Below are 25,286 nucleotides of genomic sequence, written 5' to 3'. Positions count from 1 at the left end.
ACATAGTGAAAGACTAGGGATTGGCAACAAGACGCAAGTTTTGTCACAATCCCTATTTTTATCTAAAAGATTTGGGAGCATATAATGAAAATTTTTGATTCACATACCCATTTGAATGATGAGCATTTATATCCAGAAGCAGATAAATACTTTAAGCACGCCCAAAACCTGGGAGTGGCTAAGATTGCCAACGTTGGTTCCAACCAGAAGCTAAACGATTTGTCGTTGGAATTATCTGCTAAGTATCCTGATATGTATTCAATAATTGGCTGGCATCCTGAAGACTCAATTTATTATCATGAAGAACAGGAAAAATTGTTGATTGAACAGCTGCAGAGCCCGAAAGTCGTCGCCCTTGGTGAAATTGGCTTGGATTATCATCAAACCACTTCACCACGATCAGTTCAAAAGCGGGTGTTAAAACGACAAATTGATATTGCCAAGCAGCTGCATCTACCGATTTCGATTCATAACCGTGATGCTTTCGAAGATACCTATGACATTTTAAAGGAAATGAATGTTGCTGATATCCGCGGCGTCATGCATAGTTTTAATGGTGATCCAGAGTGGCTGAAGAAGTTTTTGGATTTGGGGATGTTGGTCTCATACAGTGGCGTCGCCAGTTTCAAGAAAACCCATGAAGTTCATGATGCAGTCCGTGAAACACCGTTTGATAGTATGATGGTTGAAACGGATGCGCCATATTTGTCGCCGGAACCGTTGCGAGGCAAGCAAAATGAGCCGGCTTATTCACTTTACACGGTCGAGGCCCTAGCCAGAATCTGTGATGTTAACCCGGATGTGATTGCAGCGCATACTTACGAAAATACGATGCGTTTATTTGGAATTGAGGAATAATGAAAAAAATTAAAGAAGTCATTGTCGTTGAAGGAAAAGACGACACTAAGAGAATTCAACGCGCAGTGGACGCCGACACGATTGAAACCCGTGGATCCGCCATTCCTGACGAGACCTTGGATCTGATTAAAAAGGTTGCTCAGACCCGTGGTATCATCGTCTTCACGGATCCTGACTTTTCTGGAGAAAAGATTCGCAAAACAATTTCTGCTGAAGTGCCAAATGCCAAGCACGCATTTATTACCAAACAGCAGGGGGTTCCCAATCGCTCAGACGGCTCACTTGGTGTGGAACATGCCAGTGTTGAGTCAATCCGCGAGGCTCTCAGCCAAGTTTATACCGAGGACGATTCGGCCGGCGAGTTAATTTCCAAATCAGAATTAATGAAATATGGATTAATGGGGAATCCCAGTGCGAAGCAACGCCGCGAGCAGCTTGGCGAAATTTTACGGATTGGTTATGTTAATGGCAAGCAGCTGCAACATCGTTTACGGATGTTTGGCATCAGCCATGAGGAATTTTTAGCCGCCGTTCAACAGATTGATAAGGAGAAAACCAATGACTGAATATCCACAAATTGCCAGTCCTATTCGGACTCAGGCCATCTTGAATCGATATCATTTATCCGCTAAGAAAAGTTTGGGTCAAAACTTTTTAACTGACCTTGGCGTTTTGGACAATATTGTTAAAGCTGCTGAGATTACCAAAGAAGATAATGTGATCGAAATTGGTCCTGGAATTGGGGGCTTGACCGAGCAGTTGGCAAAAGCTGCTAACAAAGTGATCGCCTTTGAGATTGATGCCAACCTGCTGCCGGTATTGGATGAAACCTTGGCGCCTTATGACAATATCAAGATTATTAATCAAGATATTTTAAAGGCCAATTTGCCCAAAATTATCGGTGAAGAATTTGACAGTTCCAAACCGTTAAAAGTGGTTGCCAATCTGCCATACTACATTACAACGCCAATCGTGATGGACCTGATCGCTGGAGAGACGGTCTTTAATGCCATTGTTGTAATGATGCAAAAAGAAGTTGCTGAAAGGCTGAATGCTAACCCGTCCACTAAACCATACGGTTCATTATCTGTCATTGTTCAGGAATTGAATCATGTTGAAATTTCGTTTGTTGTTCCAAAAACGGCGTTTATTCCACAACCCAAAGTCGATTCGGCAATTGTTAAATTGACACCACGGGCTGATAACCCGGTCAAACCCTTTGATCAGAAGGCTTTTATCAGTTTTGTCCGCGGATGCTTTATGCATCAGCGAAAAACGTTATGGAATAATTTGCAGGGCGTTTTTGGCAAAACACCAGAAATTAAAGCAGCAATCAAAGAGGTGTTGGCAGCTGTTGATATCGATGCGGGAGTCCGTCCTGAAAGTTTGACGGTGGCACAGTTTGTGTCCATGGCGAATGCATTCCATACTTTGAAAAATTTAATCTAATTCTTAGGGCTTTATTATTGCTAGATGGCTTAAGTTGTGGTAAAAAATTGCATTTCTATTACTCTTGTGATATAATGAACCATCGTGAGGTGAGTAGAATGCCAGTGACTTTATCTGTTATTAAGCATAAGATGGACGATCATATCGGCCAACACGTACTAGTAACTTCTCAAATTGGGAGAAGAAAGACAACCAAGCGTCAGGGAATTTTGAGGGAAACATTTCCTGCTATTTTTGTTGTCGAATTAGATCCAGGGAAAGCGAATTTTGAGCGCGTTTCTTATAGTTATACTGATATTTTGACGAAGAACATCGAAGTTGACTTTGATGCTTCTCAAGCAGTCTAACTTATTGAGTCGAAATCATTGTGGGGCCTGAGAGGCCTTTTTGTTTTGCCCTTTTATCACCTAAACACTGACATTTTATTAATAATTTAGTATAATTTTGTTATTAATAAACAATGAGGGGGGTGGATCCAAGTGAAACGAATTGTTCGAGCACCAGCAAAACTGAATCTTGGCTTGGATGCACCCTTCGTTCATCCTGATGGCGCGATTGAATGGCGAATGGTGATGACCTCAATTGGATTAAGTGACCACATTCAAATCGAAACCACTGATCGTCATGACAATATCCGAATTCTGTCCGATAGCAGTTTTTTGCCAAATGATCGGCGCAATCTTGCCTATCAGGCAGCACATTTATTTTTAAATAAAGTTGGTATCCAGACTGGTTTGAAAATTTCGATCAAGAAAAACATTCCGGTTGCCGCTGGGTTGGGTGGCGGTTCATCTGATGCTGCTGCTGTGTTGCGTGCACTCAACGAAATGTTTGATGCCGGATTATCATTTGCGGAATTAGCCCAGATTGGCATTCAGGTGGACTCAGACGTGCCATACTGTGTGTATAGCAGAACGGCATTGGTGAGCGGCCGGGGTGAGATCGTGACCCCATTGCAAAAATTGCCAAAAATGTGGTTCGTTTTGGCCAAGCCGAATATCAGCGTCTCAACGCCTAAAATTCTTCGACAGGTAGCGACGACTCAAGTAAGCCACCCACAAATTGATGAACTGTTGGCGGGAATTGAGAATTCTGACTACGATCGAATTGTCAGCAACATCGGCAATTCTTTGGAAGAGATTACGACAGCTAGTCATCCCCAAATTGAAACACTGAAATCACGCTTGGTTGAATATGGGGCTGATGGTTCACAAATGAGTGGCAGTGGGCCGACAGTATACGGAATCTGCCGAACTGAATCTCGTGCCCATCGGGTTTATAACAGTATTTCTGGTTTTTGTAATGAGGTATATATCGCTCAACCAGAGTGTGATACGAACCCAGTCTTTTAAAATCATGAATATCGGGTTGCTGACAAACCTTCAGTTTTGTTCAAGCAGCCCTTTTAATTTGCCCCAGTGATTGACAAAATTTGAATTTAATCTAAACTAAAATAGTAATAATTACTTTTTACAAAGTTGTGGAGGGATTTTCATTTGAGTGAAACATTAATTTCAGTCGAAGATTTATCATTAAGCTTTCCCAATCACCAAGTACTTTCTGATTTAACTTTTAAAGTTCAACGAGGCGAATTCCTTGGCGTGATTGGTGAGAATGGTGTGGGTAAGACCACTTTGATTAGAGTGATTTTGAATCAACTGAAACCATCTGCGGGCCGAATCAAGATCAAAAATGGCCTGAAGATAGGGTACGTACCCCAATTTCGAAATGTTGATGTTGAATATCCCTTGTCGATTGAAGATTTTATCTCCCTGAATTTTACTGGGATTAAGTTGCCGTGGCTCTCACGAAAAGAAAAGCAAAAGATTCAGACGGTCATCAAGCAGGTTAATCTCGAACACATTTCCAAGCGACCGCTTGGGTTGGCATCTGGCGGTGAAAAGCAGAAAGCCTATTTAGCACAGGCGCTGATTAACGATCCGGACCTTTTGATTTTGGATGAGTCAACGGCTAGCCTGGATCCCAACACCAAGCGGGAACTACTGGATGTTGTTCTGCGATTGAACAAAGCCTTAGGGTTAACGATCATTTTCGTCTCCCATGATATGCAGGTCATTCATGAATATCCAGATCATTTCTTATGGTTAACCAAGAATGGTTATACCGCGGGGCCAATCAGCGAGCTTCATAATGATTCTAAGGAGGGCGAATATGTTTAGTTTTGAATTTATGCAGAATGCATATTTAGCGGGAACCCTTATCGCCATTGTTAGTGGAATCATGGGCGTTTTTGTGGTTGCTCGGAATATGCCTTTCATGACCCACACACTGTCAGAAATTGGTTTTGCTGGTGCTGCCTTTGGGATTTTCATCGGCTGGACACCTTTAAATGGGATGCTGGCTTTTACCACCGTCAGTTCGATTCTGGTCGGTGAGTTGAGTGGTGCAGTTGAATCTCGGCGTGAGTCAGTGATTAGTGCCATTTCTGGGCTGTTTATTGGTTTGGGAATTCTGTTCTTGTCATTATCAAACAAGAATTCCAGTTATGCGACCAGCATTTTATTTGGGAGTGTCATCGGGATCAGCCATCAAGAAGTCGTTCAAATGGCCATTCTTTCCGTTTTAGTCTTAGTGGTGTTATTTTTTATCTTCAGAAATTTGAAAGATGATTCCTTTGACGCGGTCGGCGCGAAGACAAATCATATCCACAGTTCCTTAATTTCAATTATCTTTCTTGTCTTGCTGGCATTTAGCGTCAGTGTTGCCGCCCAGATTGTCGGCTCACTTTTGATTTTCGTATTATTGACCTTACCGGCAGCCAGCTCCAAATATTTTGCCCACACCGTGATTCAAATGATGTTGTTAGCAATTGCTTTTGCAATCTTTGGTGTTTGGTTTGGTTTATATCTCGGTTATGTGACCAACTGGCCGGTGACTTTCTTTATCGCCAGTATCGAGGCCGTCATTTATGGATCAGCATTGATTTATAATTCAATTGCTAATAAGAGCCGTTGATTTTAAAACGTTATTATATTTTGCTATAAATTCCCCTAAAGACGAACATTTATGATAAAATCAAATAGATATTACATAAACTCGAGGTGGAATTTTTGAAAACAAGAAGAAGTGATCGACTGATCGATATGACCCGCTATATGTTGGAGCGGCCACATACACTTGTGCCTTTAACATTTTTTGCAGATCGATACGAATCAGCCAAGTCCTCGATTAGTGAAGACTTAACCATTTTAAAACGAACATTTCAAGATCGGGGAACCGGTCTGCTTGAAACCATTCCTGGTGCCGCTGGTGGGACCAGGTTTTTGCCGTACATTCTTAAAGATGAGGCTCAAGAGGTCGTTAACAAATTAATTGAGGAGATGTCCTCAGACACCCGATATTTGCCGGGTGGGTACGTCTACATGTCAGATTTGTTAGGCAGTCCGGCAACGCTGCGGGAAATTGGGCGGATCTTTGCAACCCAGTATCTGAATCAAAGCGTTGACGCGGTGATGACGATTGCGACCAAGGGTGTGCCAATTGCCCAGAGTGTCGCTGATTTCTTAAACGTGCCGTTTGTGATTGTTAGACACGATACTGAAATTACTGAAGGTTCAACCGTTAACGTTAATTATGTTTCAGGTTCATCGACCAGAATTGAAAAGATGTCGTTGTCCAAGCGGAGTCTCAGACCTGATTCCAACGTGTTGATCGTTGATGATTATATGCGTGGCGGCGGAACTGTTGGTGGGATGATTTCCATGGTCGAAGAATTTGATGCCAATTTGATTGGTGTTGGGGTAGTAGCCGAAAGCACTGCGCCAAACGGTCGGACCATTGGTGACTACACATCATTGATGCGTGTGGACGCCGAGAACAACACGGTCGTTTCACAACCTGGAAATTACATCGAGAAAATATTTAATTAAGCATTGGGGAGAAATATATAATGGCAACAAAAAACACAATCATACTGGCAGCGGGTAAGGGGACCCGGATGAAATCCAAGCTTTACAAGGTCCTCCACCGACTTTGTGGTAAAACAATGGTTGACCATGTTTTAACTGCAGTTGAGAAAGCCAATATGGATAATGTCGTGACGGTTGTCGGTTTTGGTGCCGACGCTGTCCGTCAGAATTTGGGCGACCGGACTCAGTATGCTGTACAAGAGCAGCAGTTGGGTACTGGCCATGCGGTCTTGCAAGCTGAAAAATTATTAGGAAATCTGGACGGCATGACTATGGTCGTCAGTGGTGACACACCACTGTTTACGACGAAAACGTTCGAAGATTTATTTACTTATCACGAAAATAAAAAAGCCAAAGCAACTATCTTAACTTCTAAAGCACCGGATCCAACCGGGTATGGTCGAATTGTCCGGAATGATTTGGGCATCGTGGAAAAGATCGTTGAACAAAAGGACGCCACTCGAGAAGAGCAGGCGATCGATGAAATTAATACTGGTGTTTATGTATTTGATAATCGTGCTTTATTCGATGCATTGCATAAGCTGACCAATGATAATGCGCAAGGTGAGTATTATCTGACTGATGTTATTGAGATTTTGAAGTCCGAAGGGGAAACGATTGCAGCCTACAAGATGGATGATTTTGACGAGTCAATGGGGGTTAATGATCGAATTGCGTTAGCTCGTGCCACCAAAATTATGCGTACCAGAATTAACCGTCAGCACATGATGGACGGCATTTCGATGATTGATCCGGAACGGACTTATATTGACGCTGACGTTAAAATTGGCTCAGATACAATCATCGAACCAGGTGTTCAACTAAAAGGCCACACGGTGATTGGCAGTGACTGTTATATTGGCGCGAACTCTGAAATTCGGGATTCCATTCTTCATGATCATGTCAAAGTGACATCTTCGTTGATCGAAGAATCAGAGATGATGGATCACTCCGACATCGGTCCTAATAGTCACTTGCGTCCGGAAGCCAAGATTGGCAAGCACGTTCATTTAGGTAACTTTGTTGAAATTAAGAAGTCCTCGATTGATGAAGGCACCAAGGTTGGCCATTTAACTTACGTTGGGAATGCCAAACTTGGCAAGAATATCAACGTTGGCTGTGGTGTGATTTTTGCCAATTATGATGGCGCCCATAAGCATGAAACGACAGTGGGCGACGATTCCTTTATCGGCAGCAATTCTAATTTGATTGCACCTTTGGAAGTTGCTGACCATTCATTCATCGCTGCTGGATCCACCATTAATAAGACAGTTAACCAGTACGATATGGCGATTGCCCGTGCGCGCCAGACGAATAAAGCCGGTTATTTCAAAAAATTGCCTTATCAGAAAGATTAACTCTGATTTTTAATTAAAACATTGTATAATTAAGTTATTGAGATGTGAGTTAACAAAAAACATATTGGAGGATCATATGGCTCAGCAATATTTTGATTCGAAACTAAAGATTTTCGCTCTGAATTCTAATCGTCCTTTGGCTGAGAAGATCGCGGAAACTGTTGGCGTTCCCTTGGGAAAAACTTCTGTTGATCGGTTTAGTGACGGGGAGATTCGCATTAATATCGATGAAAGTATCCGTGGCGACAACATTTTTATCATTCAATCGACATCTGCTCCGGTTAATGACAACCTGATGGAATTATTGATCATGGTTGATGCATTACGCCGTGCCAGTGCCGGAATGATTAATGTCGTGATTCCATACTATGGTTACGCACGTCAAGATCGAAAAGCTCGGTCACGTGAACCAATTACCGCCAAATTGGTGGCAAATATGCTGCAGACAGACGGGGTTGACAGAGTGGTTGCACTTGATTTGCACGCTGCTCAAATTCAGGGATTCTTTGATATTCCAGTTGATCATTTAATGGGGGCACCATTATTGGCTGATCACTTTATCAAGCAGGGTTTCGGCAGTGATGACGTTGTTGTGTCACCTGATCATGGTGGTGTTTCAAGAGCCCGTGCATTAGCTGAATTTTTGAAAGCCCCAATTGCAATTATTGATAAGCGTCGCCCACGTGCCAACGTAGCCGAAATTATGAATATCATTGGGGATGTCAAAGGTAAGCGTTGTCTGATGATTGATGATATGATCGACACTGCTGGAACAATCACGCTAGGTGCTCAGGCTTTGATGGATGCTGGTGCCAGTGAGGTTTATGCTTGCTGTACTCATCCAGTGCTTTCAGGCCCTGCAATTGAAAGAATCAAAAAGTCACCCATTAAGCAGTTAGTTGTGACCGATACCATTCAATTACCAAAAGAAAAGCAGATTGATAAGATTGAACAAGTTTCCGTTGGTCCGTTGATTGGCGATGCTATTAAACGCATCAACGAAAACAAGCCGGTGAGTCCATTGTTCAAGAATAGATTTCGTGGTGAACAAAATTAATGATCGATTTGATTAAGAAACGTCCAGCCTGGTCTTCTGTCGTTGCCGTTGTGATTATCAATATCCTGCTAATTTTATTTAAAATGCCCAAAATGGTGTTGGGAAATCTCGACTTTTTAGTCGGCTTATTTCTCATTGTTCTGGGATCTGTTTTTATTGTTGGCTCCGGCCATTTGTTTACCGGATGGCGGTTTCATATTCGCAAGAAAAGTGATTTGGAAGCTGAAAATGATCCCAAACACCCGAAGGCTAAAGATGTTGCTTCAATCAAAAATCAACCAATCAGAGTTAATAAATACGCCCGATACTGTTTGGGTGTGGGTGGTTTCTTGATTGTTCTAGGAATCATTTTGACAAGTATTTAATCAAATATTGCAAACAAAAAGGATCTCAATGAGGCACATGCCTCGTTGAGATCCTTTAATTTGGTCTAATCATTGACATACTTATTAATGGCAAATGCCACGCCATCTTCAGTGTTGGGCTTGGTAATAAATTGAGCGGCTTTTTTGACCTCATCAATTGCGTTGCCCATTGCCACGCCAAAGCCGGCATAGTCAACCATTGTAAAATCATTTCCTTGATCGCCAATCGCCATAATGTTGTCTTTGGTTAAATTCAGTTGATCAGCCAACTCGCCAAGGGTTTTACCTTTGCTGGCCTGCTTGTTCATCATTTCAATAAAGAAGGGTTCGGTTTGAACCACATACATATCATTTCGTAACTTGTCAGGAATTAACTGATTAGCCTTGGTAATATTTTCTGGGAAATCAACAAACATTGCCTTTGACATTACCAGGTCGCGAGGAATTTCTTCCGGTGATCTGAATTTGATTGGCAGCCGAACCAGAAAACTTTCAGCGATCCCATATGGGTTGGTATCCCGATTCGTGGTGTAAATGCTGTCGGTAGTTTCAATTTGATAGTTAACATTTAACTTACGGCTGAGCATTTCTGTTTCAAGGAAATTATCGTAAGTAATCGTGTGATTGACCGTGACCTTACCGGCTAAAGTCTGTGCCATGGCACCGTTAAATGTAATTGCAAATTCGTCGCCGCCGCTAATTTTGAGCTTGTCCAAATATGGCTGAACGCCACTTAACGGGCGGCCGGTACACAAGACAATTTTGACACCTTTTTTTCGGGCAGCGGTAATGGCATCGATGGTGGGTTGAGCCAGTTCGTTCTTTTCGTTTAAGAGAGTGCCGTCAATATCGATGGCAATGAGTTTGATATCCATGCGTGAGTCTCCTTTAAGTTATTGAATGAGTTGGTCATTTCGAATGTGGCGGTTAAATTCGTCATATTCCGGCTGGAACAAATCGACGTTCTCGTCTGGCTTTAAAATCTCTCGTGGGAAGAAGAACCGATTATCACCAGTTTGACGATCTGAAATTGCTCGAACCAGTGGGCTGACTGATGATAGTGACACTAACGTGCCGTCGTCTTGCATGAGGTGGATTTGTTTTTTGTCGGCTTGATAAGCGTCGTACGGCAAGTCGAAACTGTTGTCGGTCGCCGTATAATAGTCAGGATTAAAACCTGACTGTTCAATAATCTGACGCAATCGTGGCAGCAAGTTGCTGGTTGATTTGTCGAATTTAACGGATTTCAAAGGCTTTCGGTCAATGAATCGACTGGCCAAGTTGCTTAAAATGTCATCCGGGTACCGTTTCCAGTGAATGAAGTAGGTGTTCAACACGCCGTCGTCTAGTTGAAGATAATCATCCAGATTAAAATCACCTTTGAAGAATGGCAACAGCAGATAGGGTGTCTGCGGATCATGATTAACTTCGGAGCTGAAGATGACTTTGGCTCGCTGAAGCAGACGGTTTAAGACGACTTCCATCGATCGGGAAACTGGATGGAAATAAACCTGCTGATACATTTGGAATCGGCTGACGATATAATCCTCAACGGCGTGCATGCCGCTCATCTCGAAACAGATGCCATCTTTATATGGCCGCATAACTTCCAGGATTCTGGAAAGGTCAAACGTGCCGTACTTAACGCCGGTGTTATATGCATCCCGGAGCAAATAATCCATTCGGTCGGCGTCTAGTTGACTGGAGATCATTTCAACGACCTGCTTGTTGGGATAGGTCTTATTGATGACGCTGGCGACTTTTTCTGGAAAGTCAGGACTGACCCTTCGTAAAACCTGGTTAATTTCCGTTGTAGGCGATGTTATGATCGCTTGGGTAATCTGTTCATGGTTAGTGCCAAAGATGTGCTCAAAGGTGTGTGAGTACGCTCCATGGCCAACATCATGTAGCAGAGCAGCGCAGAGGGTGACTAATTTCTCGGAATCATCCCAGAGACCGTCCCCAGGTTCTTTGGACATAAAATTCTTTTGGAAGGATTCGATGATCCGTCTGGCAATTTCATAAACCCCGACGGAGTGAGAAAATCGGGAGTGCTCGGCACCATGAAAAATCAGCGAAGTCGTTCCCAGTTGATGGACACGACGTAATCGTTGGAATTCCGAGGTGTTGATCAAATCCAAAATGACTTGATACTTAACATAGACGTAGTTGTGAACCGGGTCGCGAAAGACCTTTTCTCGTTTTAATTGTTGATGTGCGTAATCCAAAAAATTGCCTCCTTAGACAATTGGTAATTGGTCATTTCTCAGTTGAATTTTCCGCAGCTGTTTGGCACGCTCTTCTGTAAATTCACGGGAGAGCATGAAATCCGAGCCGCTGGTCAGGTCAACCGAGATGTTTTGCTGAGTAACTGATTCTAAAAATTTGTGTTCGACGTCGCTTGGAGTGATGTCTGGAAATCCGAGCTGTTGGACAGTCGTCATGGTTGTTTGATCGACTTTAGGAAATGTCCACCGTGATTGTGAATAGGCGTCTGCCGTTTCGTAAAATTCCGCAACGGTTTGACTACGCGCATCCTGATCGCCATTGACACTCAGATAAAGCATCAAAACCAATGCATTGGTCGTCCGCCGTTGGGCAATTCCGGCAATCTTTTGCCCATTGACCGACAAATCGTATTTGCCTGGGCAATAGGAATTGGTGACCTCAAAGCTTTTGATGTCGAGTTGAGGAAACGACATGCTGATGAGTCCTTTGATAATCTCGTAGGCCTGATCAATGGTGTAGACTGTGTCCGGCTGTGGGATGAAGAGAGAAATGTTTAAAATTCCCGGATCACTCACAACCGCCAGGCCACCGGAGTTACGCAAAAAATAATCGTAGTGATTACTCAGCAGGCTTTTTAGGCCCGCAGCCAATTTGGGCAAATGCCGATCGTTGATCCCCAGGATTAAAGTTTCTTCTTCGGTTGTCCAAAAGTGAATAAAGGGCCTTAGATTGCGGTCACAGATTTCCAACAGCGCGTTGGTGTCCGCAAAGGCATCAAGTTTGGTGCTTCTGGAATAGATTTGATTAATTACAGTAATCGGAACGTTTGTAAAAGACATTTTCCAACTCTCCATTTCATAAATCAAACAATCCATTTAATTATAACAGACACTAACAAATTAATAGGTAAAGTTGCAGAAATGATGAAGGTGACATGAGTGCAAAAATAGGTTGAGGGATATATAATATATTAGTTAGAACTAGATTTAAAAGAAGGTGTATTATGGACAATTTAGCAACTGGCGTTCCAGTTCAGATTCATTTGGAAACCAATATTTTACAGGAAGGCCAGAAATCAAACTTTGTTTTTGATGTCACCGGCCAATTGGTTCGCGTCGGGACCAGCCTTTATATCCGTTATGAGGAAGAAAACGACGATGGTAAGATTCCCGTCACAATTAAGATTTCTGATAATGGCGACGTGAAACTGACTCGATCTGGTGACAACCGACTTCAGTTGATGTTTAGTGATGGCAAACGAATTGCTGCCCGATACCGGACGCCATATGGTTTGATGGATATTCAAACGGTCACTTCCGCACTGGATATGGAAATTTTAGATGCCCCCCTCAGAGGCAACATTGGCATTGATTATTTGTTGTATGCAGGGGATGCATTATTAGGTAAATACAATATTCGATTGCAATTTACAATCTAATCGAGTATAGTAATTTTTAGACTGTTGTTAGACTGTTGAAAGGACGTGTACCAGTTTGGAATTAGAAGTCTTTAAAGGCCAAAACAAAAATGAACTATCGATGATCGAGGTCGCACACGCAATCTTGGCACAACGTGGAGATACCATGCCATTTGCTGATTTAGCCAATGCTGTGCAAGCCTATTTAGGCGATAGTAACAAAGAAATTCGTGACCGATTGTCACAATTTTATACCGATTTGAACATTGATGGCAGCTTTATTTCACTTGGTGATAATCTTTGGGGCTTACGAACATGGTACCCTTATGAATCAATTGATGAAGCAACTGTCCACACAGAAGAAGACGAAGATCGACCTAAGCGTAAGAAGCGCCGTAAGGTTAATGCCTTTCTTGCCGATGCTTCAGATGATGACGACGTGATCGATTACGATGACGACGATCCTGAAGATCAAGACGATGACGACTTTGATGATGACACCGACGACGATGATGATTCAGATGATGAATCAGAAAATCTCGGCAAATACAACAAAGATCTTCAAGATATTGATGACGACTCAGATGATGATGACTTACCAGATGGTATTGAAGGTCAACTGAACGAATTGAATGATGATGACGATTCATTAGATGATGACGATGATGATTTCAATTCAAAAGAAAGCCATTAATTCTTGACTAATAATTAAAAAGTATGTATTATGTTTTTTGGGCTCCTTGAGATTTCAAGGACATCTGAACGATGATTAAATTGTTCCCTATTCACTTTTGGATAGGGAATTTTTTTATTTGTGAATTCCCCGGCTAACGGCTATCTAGTAAGAGGAGAGGATTATATAATGACCAAATATATTTTTGTAACTGGTGGAGTTGTTTCATCCTTAGGTAAAGGAATTGTCGCAGCATCACTAGGCCGATTGTTGAAAAATCGAGGATTGAATGTTACCATCCAAAAATTTGATCCATACATCAACGTTGACCCGGGAACTATGAATCCATACCAACATGGCGAGGTTTTTGTTACCAACGATGGTACCGAAACTGACCTGGATCTTGGCCATTATGAACGATTTATCGATAATAACCTGAATAAATACTCCAATGTCACAACTGGTAAGATCTACGACGAGGTTCTAAGAAAAGAACGTCATGGTGATTACCTTGGTGCAACTGTTCAAGTAATCCCTCATATTACGGGAATGATCAAAGAAAAAATTATGCGGGCTGCCAAAGTTTCTGACGCGGAAATCGTTATTACTGAAATCGGTGGAACCGTTGGTGATATTGAATCACTGCCATTTTTGGAAGCCATTCGTCAAATGAAGACTGAAGTCGGTGACGAAAACGTCTTTTACGTTCACACCACTTTGATCCCATATTTGCGGGCTGCCGGTGAAATGAAAACCAAACCAACGCAACACAGTGTTAAAGAGTTGCGAGGCCTGGGAATTCAACCAAACTTGTTGGTTGTCCGTTCTGAAAAGCCAATTACCGATTCAATGAGAAAAAAGATTTCATTATTCTGTGACGTCAAGCCACAGGCCGTTGTTGAATCACTTGATGTGCCAACTTTATACACGATTCCGTTGAACTTGCAGAAGCAGGGTATGGACCAACAAATTTTGGATCACTTTGGTATCGACAAGCCAGCTGCTGACATGAGTGAATGGAAGCAGTTGGAGCACCACGTTCAACATTTAAAGCGCACCATTCACATTACTTTGGTCGGCAAGTACGTTGGTTTGCAGGATGCGTATATTTCTGTTGCCGAAGCTTTGAAACATGCCGGTTATGTGGTTGATGCCGACATCGATCTTGAAATGCTTGATTCAGAGAAGATTACTCCTGACAATGTTGACGATTTGCTGAAAGCTGCTGATGGGATTATCGTTCCGGGTGGCTTTGGTGATCGTGGGATCGAAGGGATGATTACTGCGATTAAGTATGCTCGTGAAAAGGATGTCCCATACCTTGGCGTTTGTCTTGGGATGCAGATGGCATGTGTTGAATTTGCCCGTGACGTTCTTGGTTACCCAGATGCCAACTCAACTGAAATGAATCCACGAACTGAACATAACGTGATCGACCTGATGGCTGACCAAGAGGATGTTCATGACATGGGTGGGACTCAACGTTTAGGCGCATACCCTTGCAAGTTGAAGCCTGGTACAGTTGCTGCAAAGGCCTATGACAATGCAGATGTTATTTCTGAGCGTCACCGTCACCGTTATGAATTTAACAACGCTTACCGTGAGTCAATGGAGAAAAACGGCATGGTGATTTCAGGAACTTCACCAGATAATCATTTGGTTGAAGTGGTTGAAATTCCCAAGAATCGTTTCTTCGTCGGTTCACAGTACCATCCAGAGTTCATTTCACGGCCAAACCGTCCCGAAGGATTATTCAAAGACTTCGTTGCGGCAGCCAATGATTTGTACCTTGAAAAGAATAAGTAAACGCAATTTTGAAATGGGCAGTGGCAATGCATTTTGCCGTTGCCCATTTTTTGTAATAGAGCTCATCTGTTCCTGATTTGTCGGCGTTTTCAGACGAACCAGTGACACTTACTTGTACAGAACAATTGTTTTAATTATTACAAATTGTATAATTCAAGTTAGAGGCTTGTATTTTGCAGGCATTTTGGATAATATGTTTCTTGACATGAAAAATGTGCGAATACAAAAAGTGAGGAAAGTTTCGATGAGTAAATTAATCATAAATGGAGGGAAACGCCTATCCGGAGAGATCTCGATTGGTGGTGCCAAAAACAGCACCGTTGCGTTGATTCCAGCGGCAATTTTAGCGGACACACCCGTTAAATTTGACTCTGTCCCAGACATTTTAGATGTTCACAATTTAATGCTAATTTTAAAATCCATGAACGTTTCGTCTGAGTTTAACGGCGACGTCTTAAAAATCGATCCAACCAACATTGTCGAAGCACCACTTCCCAGCAAGGCGATTAAGAGCCTCCGGGCATCGTATTACTTTATGGGCGCACTGCTGGGAAGATTTCAACGGGCAACTGTGAGTTTTCCCGGTGGTGACAACATTGGTCCTCGACCTATCGACCAGCATATTAAAGCATTTAAGGCTTTGGGTGCTGAAGTGAGCGAACATGATGGCACGGTTACCATTAGTACTGGTCCCGACGGCTTGCACGGCGCCCAGATTTTTTTGGACATCGTGTCCGTTGGTGCGACGATCAATACCATTTTGGCGTCTGTTAAGGCTCCTGGAACAACAATTATCGGCAATGCCGCTAAGGAACCTGAAATTATCGACATCGCGACTTTCCTCAATAACATGGGTGCCAACATCAGAGGTGCGGGTACTGATGTCATCCGGATCGAAGGTGTGCCAACCCTTCAAGCTCGAAACACCCACACAATTATTCCCGACCGGATTGAAGCAGGGACTTACTTATCGTTGGCCGCTGCCGTTGGGGATGGCATTTTAATTACGAATATCATTCCTGAACATTTAGAGGCCTTTGTGGCTAAGCTTGAGGAGATGGGTTGTGATTTAACGGTCTATGAAGATAGTATTTACGTTGGACCATCTCACGATCTCAAACCAATTCGGATCAAAGTGATGCCATATCCTGGGTTTGCAACAGATTTGCAGCAGCCTTTGACACCATTATTATTCAAAGCACAGGGGCGCAGCGTGATCATTGATACGATTTATCCACAGCGGATCAAGCACATCACTGAACTTAACAAGCTTGGCGGTAAGATCAAGTCAGAAGATACCGATGAAGGCATCATTGTAGTTGATAACTCACCTAAGCTCGTCGGGGCCAAGGTTCAGGCTGGTGAAATCCGCGCCGGCGCTTCTCTGGTTATTGCCGGTTTGATGGCCAGTGGGACGACCGAAATCTGCCATGCCGATAATATTTTGCGTGGTTATGGGAACATCGTCGACAAGCTGAGAGGCATTGGCGGGGATGTGACCTTGGAAGTTGAAGAAAGAGTAAATTGATTATTGATTGCCATTTTCATTTATGGTACACTAACAAAGTTGACTAATCGATAATCTCTGGGTCATCAGATTGATTCAGGGCAAAGGAGCGATATATAATGAAAAAAGGAATTCATCCAGCATATCAACAAGTTGTATTTCAAGATTCATCTACAGGTTTTAAGTTCATCTCAGGATCAACTAAGACCTCTGACGAAACTATCAAGATGGACGATGGCAAGACATACCCATTGATCCGTGTTGAAATTTCATCAGACTCACATCCTTTCTACACTGGTAAGCAAAAGTTCAACCAGGTAGATGGTGCCGTAGATCGTTTCAACAAGAAATACGGTCTTGCAGACAACAAGTAAATTGTTTAAGAACGAGGGACTTTATGGTTCCTCGTTTTTTATTAAAATTAAACAGGAGTTGGACAATTACATCACAATTGTCCAACTCCTGTTTTGATTTAAATGGTAATATAAAAAAGTGTTTTTGGTTAGGCTTTCTGTTTGCGAGCTTTCCTCATGGTTCTGGTATTGTTAAAAACCAGCGTCAAATTGATGACCACCAGAACCGCAGTGGAAATAAATACGCCGGCGTAATCAAATGAGGTTGCGACAACCGATCCAATCATCGGCCCGGCAACGTTTCCCATCGCCTGAAATGATTGATTCCAACTGAAGACCCGACCAGTTACGTGAGGTGGAGTGTTCTTTGCCAGAATTGACTGAACAGCTGGCAGCATTGATGCGTTGGCAACCCCAATCAAAAATCGGAGACCAATTAACTCCCAGACATTGGTGACAAACGCCATCGGGACGTACACCGCAATTGCCAAGATAAACCCAACCATTAAGACTCGATCGGCACCGATTCGGTCTCCCAGCCGTCCAAGGAAAGGCGCCGCCCCGAAGGTTGCGATTCCGGGTACCGCTGCGACAATTCCACTATAGAACGTCGTCGCCGGGCTGTTATCCATGATTTGCCGAACATATAATGCTAAAATTGGAACAATAGAGTTGTTGGCGGCCTGAATAATCATCGTTGTGACAAACATTCCCAGCACCAATTTTGAGTTACCTAATTCCCCAATGACACCGCGGGTATTAAGCATTTTCGATTTGGCCACTGGCTTGAAGTCTTCATGGACCATGAAAGTGGTGACCAAGAAAACCCCAACGAACAGTGCACCGGTGATAAAGAAAGTGACTCGATAGCTGAAGAATGATGCCAGTGTTCCACCTAATAATGGGCCTAGAAGGGCGCCAGACACGTTTCCGGTTACCAGGGTACCAAGTGCCTGCCCACTTCGGCGTTTGGGCACTTGAGTGGCAATCAGCGCGTTGGCGTTACTAATGTAACCAGAGAAGACCCCTTGGAGCAACCGGAGCCCGATCAATTGCCAGACGTTGGTAACTAATCCCATGAAGATAAATACAATCGCCATCCCGGCAGATGCCCGAACCAGCATCAATTTTCGGCCGGTCCGATCCGCTAGTTTTCCCCAGAGCGGAGACGCAATAGCCGTGACCAAATAACTGGCGGCAAATGCCAGACCACTGTATAGACTCAATTCGTTACGGGTAAAGTGTCCCAGTGAGTCAACATAAAGAGATAGAAACGGCATGACTTCACTGAAGCCAATTCCTGCCATGAAGGTACCAAACCAGAGAACGGCAAGGTTTCGCCGCCATGAGTTGGGACCAACTTGTCTTGTTGCCAATGAGGTTCCTCCTTTATAGATTCAATACATATATCATTCTTTCATTATGTGGAGGTAGTTATGAGAAAAGGACTTCTCAAAAAAATAGTGATTAACGTGATTTTTGTCTTGCTCATTATTGTAGCACTCGGGATGATTTTTAACCGACAAATCAAAAACGAAATGATCAAATCATATCAACCAAAGATTACTCGAAAAACAGTTACCCAAACTGAAGAACGAGTAAAAAAGCAGACTAAGCGACATAAGCAAAATGTCAGTTATAACTTTAAAAAAGTTAAATCTCTTGATTTCCAAACGGCAGCTCGAGCACGGATGAACACCAACAAGATCGAAGTTATTGGCGAAATCCTGCTGCCAAAGTCCGATATTCATCTGCCAATCGGCTTAGGGGTTGCCAACAACACATTGGCCCTGGCCGCTGGTACTATGCGCCCTGATCAACAGATGGGGAAGGGCAACTATCCACTTGCTGGGCACCACATGGTTAACCGTCATGTTTTATTTGGTCCCCTTTATTTCAAGACTAAAGTGGGTGATCGAATTTATTTGAGCAACATGTCGCGGGTTTATCAATACCAGGTTGACAAACGTGAGTTCATTGCTGCTACAAGAGTTGATGTGGTGCGACAGACAAAGCGACCAATTGTGACCTTGATTACCTGTGATGCAACGGGAGCCGGACGACTAATGATTCGCGGTAAGTTCCAGAAGAGCTATCGGATCAACGATGCGACGCCAAAATTAAAACGAGCCTTATTGGGACCCGTCAATAATTAAGCCAATTCAGTTTTGAACTTGTCCAGCCACTTTGGCAGGGTTTCCGATAGCTGACGATATGTTCTCCCAAATTTATGGTCAAACCATGGGTCGGGAATATCGGTTCCTTCCATTCCAGGAATAATGTTGTAGCACAAAAAGATTTTCTTACGGTCGGTAATTGGCGCGATTTGATTCAAATAGAAGATGTTTTGATTATCCATGGCAATGATATAATCGGACTGGTCAAAATCTTTCTTAGTAATCGGCGTCGATTTTTTGTCACCGACCGATAGGCCATGCTTCGCGAGCTCGGCGATGGCACCGGGATGTGGTGGATTACCTTGTTCCTGAGAACTAATGGCTGCGGAAGCCACTTTGATTTTATTTTCTAAATGGGCATTTTTGACCATTTGACGAAACATGGCCTCAGCCATCGGTGAGCGACAAATGTTCCCAAGACAAACAAATAATACGTTAGTCATATTAATAACCTCACACTCATATTGCGTTAACATTCATGTTACCAATGAATTAAGAAAAGGGCAAATAGAGACATTTCTGTCTTAATTATAAGACATATAATCGTGAGGGTAGTACAATAAATTTAGATATAAATATGGGGTAATAAAACGATGAAGGGCAATGTGATTTTCATAAATACAAATCCAATCTCCAATATGATTTTATCGTCGGGGATTACTGCGGCCGATTTTATTAATGGTCTCGATGAATTGCCTCAAAATATCATTTTACTGAATAATGATGATCAAGCTGCCAATGGTTACAATTCTCATTCCAAATTTAATTTGATCAACGGAACAGGTGAGATCCGGACATATTTGCTCAGAAATCCAGATCAAAAAAAGAAGTTCATTGATTTTGATACCGAAGACAGTGTGAACAACCTGTCACCATTTGAAATTGCCGAACTGCTTTATCTAGCCCACATGGGGACGCCAATGGGACGACCGTTTTCGTCAAAGCTGGATAATCATTATATTTACCTCAGCCAAGATAATGGGACGATTCGTTCATATTACAGGCGATTTTCAGATTTTAACCATGTTTTGGAAATTGCGATCAAACGAAACTTGAGGGAAACCCATAACACATTGAGAGTATTCCTGAGACCGTTGGCAATCAAAGACGTTGACAAGTCCATCTTGTTAGACTTGATCACCAAATCAAATGACGGATTGTTCGTTTCGTTTGATTCATTGCGCGAGCGGTCACGAACCTATCACATTCCATTGAGAATCCTCAAAGATCCTGACCAAGTCTCAATTATTTTGCGAACCAACGCGGTTAATGAAAACACCGTGTACGCGGGAGATTTATCATATAATTTACAAACATCAAAATGGCACTTAGAATGGCAGAATCAAACGGTGGGTGTTTAGCCGTTTGATTTTTTGTTATAATTGAATTTAACTATTTTAGATTTTTAATAATTGGAGCGCTAAATAATGAAAATGACGATTGGCGAGATTGCCAAGGCAATTCAGGCCAACACTGATAATTTCGATGAAGCATTGCTCAAAAAGCCAGTAACAGGCGTGTGTTTTGACACTCGAAAAATGCAGCCGGGTCAGCTGTTCATTCCGTTGACTGCCGAACATGACGGTCACGATTACATTGATAACGCCGTTGCAGGTGGTGCAGCCGCCACTCTGTGGGCCAAGGATCACGCGGATCGATTACCATTGAAGATTCCGGCCCTTGTGGTTGATGACACCTTGAAGGCGTTTCAAGCCCTTAGCAAATATTACCTTGATAAGATTAATCCACGGGTGATTGCGATCACTGGGAGTAATGGCAAAACAACCACCAAGGATATGGTTGCTGCCATTCTTTCCAGTACCTTTCATGTGACCAAAACCCATGATAATTTTAACAATGAAATCGGGCTTCCCTATACCATTTTACAAATGGAATCCAATACTGAATTCTTGGTTGCTGAGATGGGAATGGACCGTCCAGGGCAACTTGACTTTATGTCCAAGTTAGCTCAACCAGATGTAGCAGTCATCACGATGATTGGTGAAGCTCACATTGAATTTTTCGGCACACGGGATAAAATTGCCGATGCCAAGATGGAGATTACCCATGGACTCAAGGCAGATGGTTTCTTCGTTTATGATGGGGATGAACCATTGTTGAACGAACGGGCTAAAAGTGTCGATGTGATCAAGTCAACATTTGGACGGAAATCGGCTAATGACGTCTTTGCAACGGACTCAAAAGATGGCCAGTACAGCACTGAATTTCACGTCAATCTCTGGCCGGACATCGACTTCAAAATTCCAATGATTGGTGATTACAACGTGAATAACGCGTTGGCCGCCATCTCAGTCGGGCGAATTTTTCAAATCCATCCAGAAATTATGGCTAAAAAGTTGGCAAAATTTGATTTGACAAAGAATCGCACCGAGTGGCTGACAGGATCCAAGGGTGAGCGAATTTTAAGCGATGTATATAATTCCAATCCAACCGCCGCCAAAGAAGTTCTCACAGCGTTTAAGAACACTGAAACCAAAGGCCGACGGATTGCTGTATTAGGCGACATGCTTGAGCTTGGGGATCAGTCCAAAGCGATGCATGCATCTTTGGCAGAGGCGTTGGATCCGGCATCAATTCCCGTTGTTTACTTGATTGGGAGTGACATGTCAGCTTTATATGAGAAGCTCAAACCAATTTATGCGCCTGAAAATCTGCACTATTATCAGGCCGATCAACTTGATCAACTGGCAGCGGACATTGAAGCCACGCTGTCTGCAAGCGATGAAGTCATGTTGAAGGCTAGTCACGGTCTTCATTTGGAAAATGTTGTTGCCACATTAACAAAGTAAAACTTATCGGTCATGAGTTGATCTGTTTAGCTTGCTTAATGTTATGTGACGGTGTAAACTAAAAAGGTTATTTTGTAATAAATGATTGTAGGTCAAGTGGCCAACGCGTTCCGGGAAACGGATTTTTCCTTAGTTGACTGCGGAACCTTGATTGTTTCAATTTAGGAGGAAACATATTTGAAGTTTAGTGAATTAGGATTATCAGACCACTTATTAACTGCGATTAATAACAGTGGGTTTGAAGAAGCTACGCCAATCCAGGCCGAAACCATCCCAATGGTTCTTAAAGGTGAGGATGTTATCGGTCAAGCTCAAACTGGAACTGGAAAAACTGCCGCATTTGGTTTGCCAATCTTGCAAAACATTGATTTTGACAACCCGAATGTCCAAGCCCTCATCATTTCACCAACTCGAGAGCTGGCAATCCAGACACAAGAAGAAATCTATCGATTAGGAAAAGATGAAAAAGCCAAGGTTCAAGTTGTTTATGGTGGTGCAGATATTCGCCGTCAAATCAACGCTTTAAAGGGTCATCCACAGATTGTGGTTGGAACTCCTGGCCGGATTCTTGATCATATTAGACGCCATACTTTAAAGTTAGAGCACGTTAAGACATTAGTTTTAGATGAAGCAGATGAGATGTTGAACATGGGATTCCTTGACGATATTGAAGATATCATCAAACAAACCCCTAAAGATCGTCAGACACTGCTCTTCTCAGCAACAATGCCAGCTCAAATCAAGCGCGTTGGGGTTCAATTTATGAGAGACCCTCATCAAGTGACGATTAAAGCTAAAGAATTAACAACTGACTTAATTGATCAGTATTATGTAAGAGTTAAAGAATACGAAAAGTTTGATACGATGACTCGTTTCTTCGATGTTCAAGATCCTGAAGTAACGATTGTTTTCTGTCGGACTAAGCGCCGGGTTGATGAAGTTGCCAAAGGCTTACAAGCTCGTGGTTACAAGGCTGCCGGTCTTCATGGGGACTTAACTCAAGCTCGTCGTACTCAGATTATGCAGGAATTCAAGGCTGCCAAGATTGATATCTTGGTTGCAACTGATGTGGCTGCCCGTGGAATTGATATTTCAGGTGTTACCCATGTTTATAATTACGATATTCCTCAAGATCCTGATGGTTACGTCCATCGTGTTGGTCGTACCGGCCGTGCCGGTAAGCATGGTGTTTCAATCACCTTTGCGACCCCTAACGAAATGGATTATCTTCGAGAAATCGAAAAATTAACCAAGGTGCGTATGCTGCCTTTGAAGCCACCTACAGTTCAAGAAGCCTTTGTTGGCCAATTGAATTCAGCTGAATCAGACATTGCCGACTTAATTAAGAAGACAAATACTGATAAGTTTGAGAAGATGGCAGACAAGTTGTTGGATGAGTATGAAGCAACTGATTTGGTTGCTGCATTACTGAATGATGTTACCCGCGATAACGTTAAGGTTAAGATTACCCCAGAACGCCCATTATCTCGTCATGGTCATGGACATGGTGGTGGTCATCGTAACGACCGTCGTGGCGGTGGACATGGTGGACATTACAAGGGTTCAAAGAGTCATCGGAACGGTGACCGTAACAACTCTGGTAGAAACCGTGGCCATTATGAAGGTAATAAGGACCACAAGCATTCAGAAAAGCATTCATCAGGTAATGGTAAGAAACGCCGTTTTACAATTAAAAATAGTTAATTAACATTTAGGATTGTGCTGTAATAGCACAATCCTTTTTATTTTATGGTAAAATTATTCTATCTTTTTGGTTTGCGAGGGATCTTTAAATGATTGCAGGAATAGGAATTGATGTTACAGATATTCGAAGAGTTGTAGCTGCCGTTGAACGTAATAAGCATTTTACGCAACGAGTTTTGACAGTTGATGAAATTAAACAGCTGGATGAGCTGTCTGACAAACGCAAGTATGAATATATTGCTGGCCGATTTTCAGCTAAGGAAGCTTACTCGAAGGCTTTTGGTTCAGGCTTAGGCTCACAGGTCCGATTCCATGATCTATGTATTGTGAATAATGAAGCCGGCAAGCCAATCTTTTCGAAGCAGCCATTTGATGGGAACGCATTTGTGTCGATTTCTCATACCGATGATATTGTTGTTACCCAAGTAATTTTAGAGAAGCGGGGTTAGATAATGACAGTCGGAAATTTACGAAATGCGCAGTTAAAGATTAATCTACAGGCGATTTATGCCAACATTCACCACGCGAAAGAACGTTTGGATCCAGGGACTGAATTATTTCAAGTTGTCAAGGCTGACGGCTATGGGCATGGTGCCGTTCAAGTTGCTCGAGTTGCCGAAAAAGCCGGGGCCACTGGTTTTTGTGTGGCTATCCTAGACGAAGCGCTACAATTACGCCAAGCTGGGATCACTGAACCGATTCTGGTCCTTGGAATTACCGATCCAGAGTTCGCTTCATTGGCTGCTTCTGAAAAAGTTTCATTAACAGTGGGTTCAACAGATTGGCTAAAGCGAGCCGCTAAATTGCTCGAGGATAGTCATTTTACAGGCCACTTGAACGTTCATTTAGCTTTAGACACCGGGATGGGGAGAATTGGTTTTCAAACCCCAGACGAGCTTAAAAACGCGCTCGGCATTTTAGAAGCCAATGACGACAGTCTATTGTTTGAAGGTATCTTTACCCATTTTGCGACTGCAGATAGCCCTGACGATACTTACTTCAAATTACAATATCAAAACTTTCAGAACTTTATGGCCGTCGTCGACCAACGGCCAAGATATGTGCACGTTGCTAATTCTGCCACCAGTTTGTGGCACAAGGTGTGTGGCGGCAATATGATTCGGTTTGGAATTTCAGCTTATGGGTTGAATCCATCTGGTCGTGAAATCACTGATTTGCCATATCAATTGCAGCCGGCATTATCATTTACAACTGAAATTGATTTTGCCAAGCTCGTGAAAAAGGGTCATTCAATTGGCTATGGGGCAACCTATACCACTGATAGTGATCAATGGATTGGAACGGTGCCGGTTGGCTATGCAGATGGTGTTCCTCGGGCAATGCAAGGATTCTCTGTGTTGGTTGATGGCCAGCCATGTCCGATTGTCGGGCGCGTTTGTATGGATCAGTTCATGATCCGCCTGCCGCACCAATACCCATATGGGACAATGGTTACGATTATCGGCAAGTCTGGTGATGCGGAAATCACGGCTGATGATGTTGCTGATTATCTTCACACAATCAGTTATGAGGTTATTTGTGGTTTCAGTTCACGGATTCGACGAAAATATTTATGATTTTTCCATGGTTTCAT

The 25,286-nt window shown here is 42.8% G+C and carries 27 protein-coding genes; 22 read left to right on the top strand and 5 right to left on the bottom strand.

Annotated features, from left to right (window positions below; genetic code table 11):
* Positions 1 to 84 precede the first annotated feature (84 nt).
* The 11 genes from FD05_RS01525 (at position 85) to FD05_RS01475 (ending at position 9,016) form a co-directional block, all read left to right on the top strand.
* A complete protein-coding gene (locus FD05_RS01525; RefSeq protein WP_020281954.1) occupies positions 85 to 858 on the top strand; it encodes a TatD family hydrolase in 774 nt (257 codons plus the stop codon).
* On the top strand, positions 858 to 1,424 hold the full coding sequence (gene rnmV / locus FD05_RS01520) for a ribonuclease M5 (RefSeq protein ID WP_020281955.1): 567 nt from the start codon (positions 858 to 860) through the stop codon (positions 1,422 to 1,424). The genes FD05_RS01525 and rnmV overlap by 1 nt, the downstream gene beginning before the upstream one ends.
* The gene (gene rsmA / locus FD05_RS01515) at positions 1,417 to 2,307 is read left to right on the top strand and encodes a 16S rRNA (adenine(1518)-N(6)/adenine(1519)-N(6))-dimethyltransferase RsmA (RefSeq protein ID WP_020281956.1); all 891 of its coding nucleotides are present in this window, start codon (positions 1,417 to 1,419) and stop codon (positions 2,305 to 2,307) included. The genes rnmV and rsmA overlap by 8 nt, the downstream gene beginning before the upstream one ends.
* A gap of 98 nt (positions 2,308 to 2,405) precedes the next feature.
* Entirely contained in the window at positions 2,406 to 2,654 is a 249-nt protein-coding gene (locus FD05_RS01510) for a Veg family protein (RefSeq protein WP_020281957.1), read from the top strand.
* A gap of 132 nt (positions 2,655 to 2,786) precedes the next feature.
* Positions 2,787 to 3,659, top strand: coding sequence for a 4-(cytidine 5'-diphospho)-2-C-methyl-D-erythritol kinase (gene ispE, locus FD05_RS01505; protein WP_020281958.1), 873 nt, complete (start codon positions 2,787 to 2,789; stop codon positions 3,657 to 3,659).
* A gap of 144 nt (positions 3,660 to 3,803) precedes the next feature.
* Positions 3,804 to 4,487 (top strand): metal ABC transporter ATP-binding protein, encoded by a 684-nt coding sequence (locus FD05_RS01500; protein ID WP_020281959.1) that lies wholly within the window; start codon positions 3,804 to 3,806, stop codon positions 4,485 to 4,487.
* Positions 4,480 to 5,283, top strand: a complete 804-nt coding sequence (locus FD05_RS01495; RefSeq protein WP_020281960.1) for a metal ABC transporter permease — start codon at positions 4,480 to 4,482, stop codon at positions 5,281 to 5,283. Before FD05_RS01500 ends, FD05_RS01495 begins: the two co-directional genes overlap by 8 nt.
* Positions 5,284 to 5,378: 95 nt before the next feature.
* Positions 5,379 to 6,197 carry a pur operon repressor gene (gene purR, locus FD05_RS01490; RefSeq protein WP_081637879.1) on the top strand — a complete coding sequence of 273 codons (819 nt, stop codon included), beginning with the start codon at positions 5,379 to 5,381 and terminating at the stop codon, positions 6,195 to 6,197.
* Positions 6,198 to 6,217: 20 nt separating this feature from the next.
* A complete protein-coding gene (glmU, locus tag FD05_RS01485) occupies positions 6,218 to 7,594 on the top strand; it encodes a bifunctional UDP-N-acetylglucosamine diphosphorylase/glucosamine-1-phosphate N-acetyltransferase GlmU (RefSeq protein ID WP_039933305.1) in 1,377 nt (458 codons plus the stop codon).
* 76 nt (positions 7,595 to 7,670) lie between these two features.
* Entirely contained in the window at positions 7,671 to 8,651 is a 981-nt protein-coding gene (locus FD05_RS01480) for a ribose-phosphate diphosphokinase (RefSeq protein ID WP_020281963.1), read from the top strand.
* Positions 8,651 to 9,016: a DUF3899 domain-containing protein gene (locus tag FD05_RS01475; protein WP_020281964.1), complete on the top strand. Its 366-nt coding sequence runs from the start codon at positions 8,651 to 8,653 to the stop codon at positions 9,014 to 9,016. Before FD05_RS01480 ends, FD05_RS01475 begins: the two co-directional genes overlap by 1 nt.
* Positions 9,017 to 9,081: 65 nt before the next feature.
* Here FD05_RS01475 and yidA read toward each other — a convergent pair whose 3' ends face one another.
* From yidA to FD05_RS01460, 3 genes are read right to left on the bottom strand one after another with little or no spacing between them, the layout of a single operon-like run.
* A complete protein-coding gene (gene yidA / locus FD05_RS01470) occupies positions 9,082 to 9,891 on the bottom strand; it encodes a sugar-phosphatase (RefSeq protein WP_020281965.1) in 810 nt (269 codons plus the stop codon).
* Between the two features lie 18 nt (positions 9,892 to 9,909).
* Entirely contained in the window at positions 9,910 to 11,244 is a 1,335-nt protein-coding gene (locus tag FD05_RS01465) for an HD domain-containing protein (RefSeq protein ID WP_020281966.1), read from the bottom strand.
* A gap of 12 nt (positions 11,245 to 11,256) precedes the next feature.
* Positions 11,257 to 12,084 carry a lipoate--protein ligase family protein gene (locus FD05_RS01460; RefSeq protein WP_020281967.1) on the bottom strand — a complete coding sequence of 276 codons (828 nt, stop codon included), beginning with the start codon at positions 12,082 to 12,084 and terminating at the stop codon, positions 11,257 to 11,259.
* A gap of 164 nt (positions 12,085 to 12,248) precedes the next feature.
* Here FD05_RS01460 and FD05_RS01455 point away from each other — a divergent pair, with 164 nt between their 5' ends.
* From FD05_RS01455 to FD05_RS01435, 5 genes are all read left to right on the top strand, one after another.
* Positions 12,249 to 12,683 carry a YwiB family protein gene (locus FD05_RS01455; RefSeq protein ID WP_020281968.1) on the top strand — a complete coding sequence of 145 codons (435 nt, stop codon included), beginning with the start codon at positions 12,249 to 12,251 and terminating at the stop codon, positions 12,681 to 12,683.
* A gap of 55 nt (positions 12,684 to 12,738) precedes the next feature.
* On the top strand, positions 12,739 to 13,356 hold the full coding sequence (gene rpoE, locus FD05_RS01450; RefSeq protein ID WP_020281969.1) for a DNA-directed RNA polymerase subunit delta: 618 nt from the start codon (positions 12,739 to 12,741) through the stop codon (positions 13,354 to 13,356).
* A 168-nt stretch (positions 13,357 to 13,524) separates the two neighbouring features.
* Positions 13,525 to 15,141, top strand: coding sequence for a CTP synthase (locus FD05_RS01445; RefSeq protein WP_020281970.1), 1,617 nt, complete (start codon positions 13,525 to 13,527; stop codon positions 15,139 to 15,141).
* Between the two features lie 244 nt (positions 15,142 to 15,385).
* The gene (locus FD05_RS01440) at positions 15,386 to 16,669 is read left to right on the top strand and encodes a UDP-N-acetylglucosamine 1-carboxyvinyltransferase (protein ID WP_020281971.1); all 1,284 of its coding nucleotides are present in this window, start codon (positions 15,386 to 15,388) and stop codon (positions 16,667 to 16,669) included.
* A gap of 98 nt (positions 16,670 to 16,767) precedes the next feature.
* Positions 16,768 to 17,022 (top strand): type B 50S ribosomal protein L31, encoded by a 255-nt coding sequence (locus FD05_RS01435; protein WP_020281972.1) that lies wholly within the window; start codon positions 16,768 to 16,770, stop codon positions 17,020 to 17,022.
* A 128-nt stretch (positions 17,023 to 17,150) separates the two neighbouring features.
* On the opposite strand, the gene FD05_RS01430 is transcribed toward FD05_RS01435, so the two are convergent.
* Positions 17,151 to 18,377, bottom strand: a complete 1,227-nt coding sequence (locus tag FD05_RS01430) for an MFS transporter (protein WP_020281973.1) — start codon at positions 18,375 to 18,377, stop codon at positions 17,151 to 17,153.
* Positions 18,378 to 18,437: 60 nt separating this feature from the next.
* Here FD05_RS01430 and FD05_RS01425 point away from each other — a divergent pair, with 60 nt between their 5' ends.
* Positions 18,438 to 19,157 carry a class A sortase gene (locus FD05_RS01425; protein ID WP_020281974.1) on the top strand — a complete coding sequence of 240 codons (720 nt, stop codon included), beginning with the start codon at positions 18,438 to 18,440 and terminating at the stop codon, positions 19,155 to 19,157.
* Here FD05_RS01425 and FD05_RS01420 read toward each other — a convergent pair.
* Entirely contained in the window at positions 19,154 to 19,621 is a 468-nt protein-coding gene (locus FD05_RS01420; protein WP_039933308.1) for a low molecular weight protein-tyrosine-phosphatase, read from the bottom strand. The two genes, FD05_RS01425 and FD05_RS01420, sit on opposite strands and share 4 nt — an antisense overlap.
* A gap of 150 nt (positions 19,622 to 19,771) precedes the next feature.
* Between FD05_RS01420 and FD05_RS01415 the strand changes: the two genes are divergently transcribed.
* The 5 genes from FD05_RS01415 (at position 19,772) to alr (ending at position 25,269) form a co-directional block, all read left to right on the top strand.
* Positions 19,772 to 20,539: a hypothetical protein gene (locus FD05_RS01415; protein WP_039933310.1), complete on the top strand. Its 768-nt coding sequence runs from the start codon at positions 19,772 to 19,774 to the stop codon at positions 20,537 to 20,539.
* 66 nt (positions 20,540 to 20,605) lie between these two features.
* Entirely contained in the window at positions 20,606 to 21,988 is a 1,383-nt protein-coding gene (locus FD05_RS01410; protein WP_020281977.1) for a UDP-N-acetylmuramoyl-tripeptide--D-alanyl-D-alanine ligase, read from the top strand.
* Positions 21,989 to 22,165: 177 nt separating this feature from the next.
* The gene (gene cshA / locus FD05_RS01405) at positions 22,166 to 23,692 is read left to right on the top strand and encodes a degradosome RNA helicase CshA (RefSeq protein WP_020281978.1); all 1,527 of its coding nucleotides are present in this window, start codon (positions 22,166 to 22,168) and stop codon (positions 23,690 to 23,692) included.
* Positions 23,693 to 23,781: 89 nt separating this feature from the next.
* Complete coding sequence (acpS, locus tag FD05_RS01400; protein ID WP_020281979.1) at positions 23,782 to 24,141, top strand: holo-ACP synthase; 360 nt, start codon at positions 23,782 to 23,784, stop codon at positions 24,139 to 24,141.
* A gap of 3 nt (positions 24,142 to 24,144) precedes the next feature.
* Complete coding sequence (gene alr, locus FD05_RS01395; RefSeq protein WP_020281980.1) at positions 24,145 to 25,269, top strand: alanine racemase; 1,125 nt, start codon at positions 24,145 to 24,147, stop codon at positions 25,267 to 25,269.
* Positions 25,270 to 25,286 lie beyond the last annotated feature (17 nt).

Origin of the sequence: Lentilactobacillus otakiensis DSM 19908 = JCM 15040, assembly GCF_001434145.1 — a bacterium.
In the GTDB taxonomy this organism is placed as follows: Bacteria; Bacillota; Bacilli; order Lactobacillales; family Lactobacillaceae; genus Lentilactobacillus; species Lentilactobacillus otakiensis.
This window is presented reverse-complemented; position numbering and strand designations above follow the sequence as displayed.

Bases quoted from the DNA above. Each gene is read 5' to 3' on its own strand.
- FD05_RS01455 (WP_020281968.1), top strand. From the start codon at position 12,249: ATGGACAATTTAGCAACTGGCGTTCCAGTTCAGATTCATTTGGAAACC.
- FD05_RS01480 (WP_020281963.1), top strand. From the start codon at position 7,671: ATGGCTCAGCAATATTTTGATTCGAAACTAAAGATTTTCGCTCTGAAT.
- rnmV (WP_020281955.1), top strand. From the start codon at position 858: ATGAAAAAAATTAAAGAAGTCATTGTCGTTGAAGGAAAAGACGACACT.
- yidA (WP_020281965.1), bottom strand. From the start codon at position 9,891: ATGGATATCAAACTCATTGCCATCGATATTGACGGCACTCTCTTAAAC.
- acpS (WP_020281979.1), top strand. From the start codon at position 23,782: ATGATTGCAGGAATAGGAATTGATGTTACAGATATTCGAAGAGTTGTA.
- FD05_RS01410 (WP_020281977.1), top strand. From the start codon at position 20,606: ATGAAAATGACGATTGGCGAGATTGCCAAGGCAATTCAGGCCAACACT.
- FD05_RS01475 (WP_020281964.1), top strand. From the start codon at position 8,651: ATGATCGATTTGATTAAGAAACGTCCAGCCTGGTCTTCTGTCGTTGCC.
- FD05_RS01415 (WP_039933310.1), top strand. From the start codon at position 19,772: ATGAAGGGCAATGTGATTTTCATAAATACAAATCCAATCTCCAATATG.
- FD05_RS01425 (WP_020281974.1), top strand. From the start codon at position 18,438: ATGAGAAAAGGACTTCTCAAAAAAATAGTGATTAACGTGATTTTTGTC.
- FD05_RS01495 (WP_020281960.1), top strand. From the start codon at position 4,480: ATGTTTAGTTTTGAATTTATGCAGAATGCATATTTAGCGGGAACCCTT.
- FD05_RS01510 (WP_020281957.1), top strand. From the start codon at position 2,406: ATGCCAGTGACTTTATCTGTTATTAAGCATAAGATGGACGATCATATC.
- rsmA (WP_020281956.1), top strand. From the start codon at position 1,417: ATGACTGAATATCCACAAATTGCCAGTCCTATTCGGACTCAGGCCATC.
- glmU (WP_039933305.1), top strand. From the start codon at position 6,218: ATGGCAACAAAAAACACAATCATACTGGCAGCGGGTAAGGGGACCCGG.
- FD05_RS01525 (WP_020281954.1), top strand. From the start codon at position 85: ATGAAAATTTTTGATTCACATACCCATTTGAATGATGAGCATTTATAT.
- FD05_RS01420 (WP_039933308.1), bottom strand. From the start codon at position 19,621: ATGACTAACGTATTATTTGTTTGTCTTGGGAACATTTGTCGCTCACCG.
- FD05_RS01445 (WP_020281970.1), top strand. From the start codon at position 13,525: ATGACCAAATATATTTTTGTAACTGGTGGAGTTGTTTCATCCTTAGGT.
- FD05_RS01435 (WP_020281972.1), top strand. From the start codon at position 16,768: ATGAAAAAAGGAATTCATCCAGCATATCAACAAGTTGTATTTCAAGAT.
- FD05_RS01460 (WP_020281967.1), bottom strand. From the start codon at position 12,084: ATGTCTTTTACAAACGTTCCGATTACTGTAATTAATCAAATCTATTCC.
- alr (WP_020281980.1), top strand. From the start codon at position 24,145: ATGACAGTCGGAAATTTACGAAATGCGCAGTTAAAGATTAATCTACAG.
- FD05_RS01440 (WP_020281971.1), top strand. From the start codon at position 15,386: ATGAGTAAATTAATCATAAATGGAGGGAAACGCCTATCCGGAGAGATC.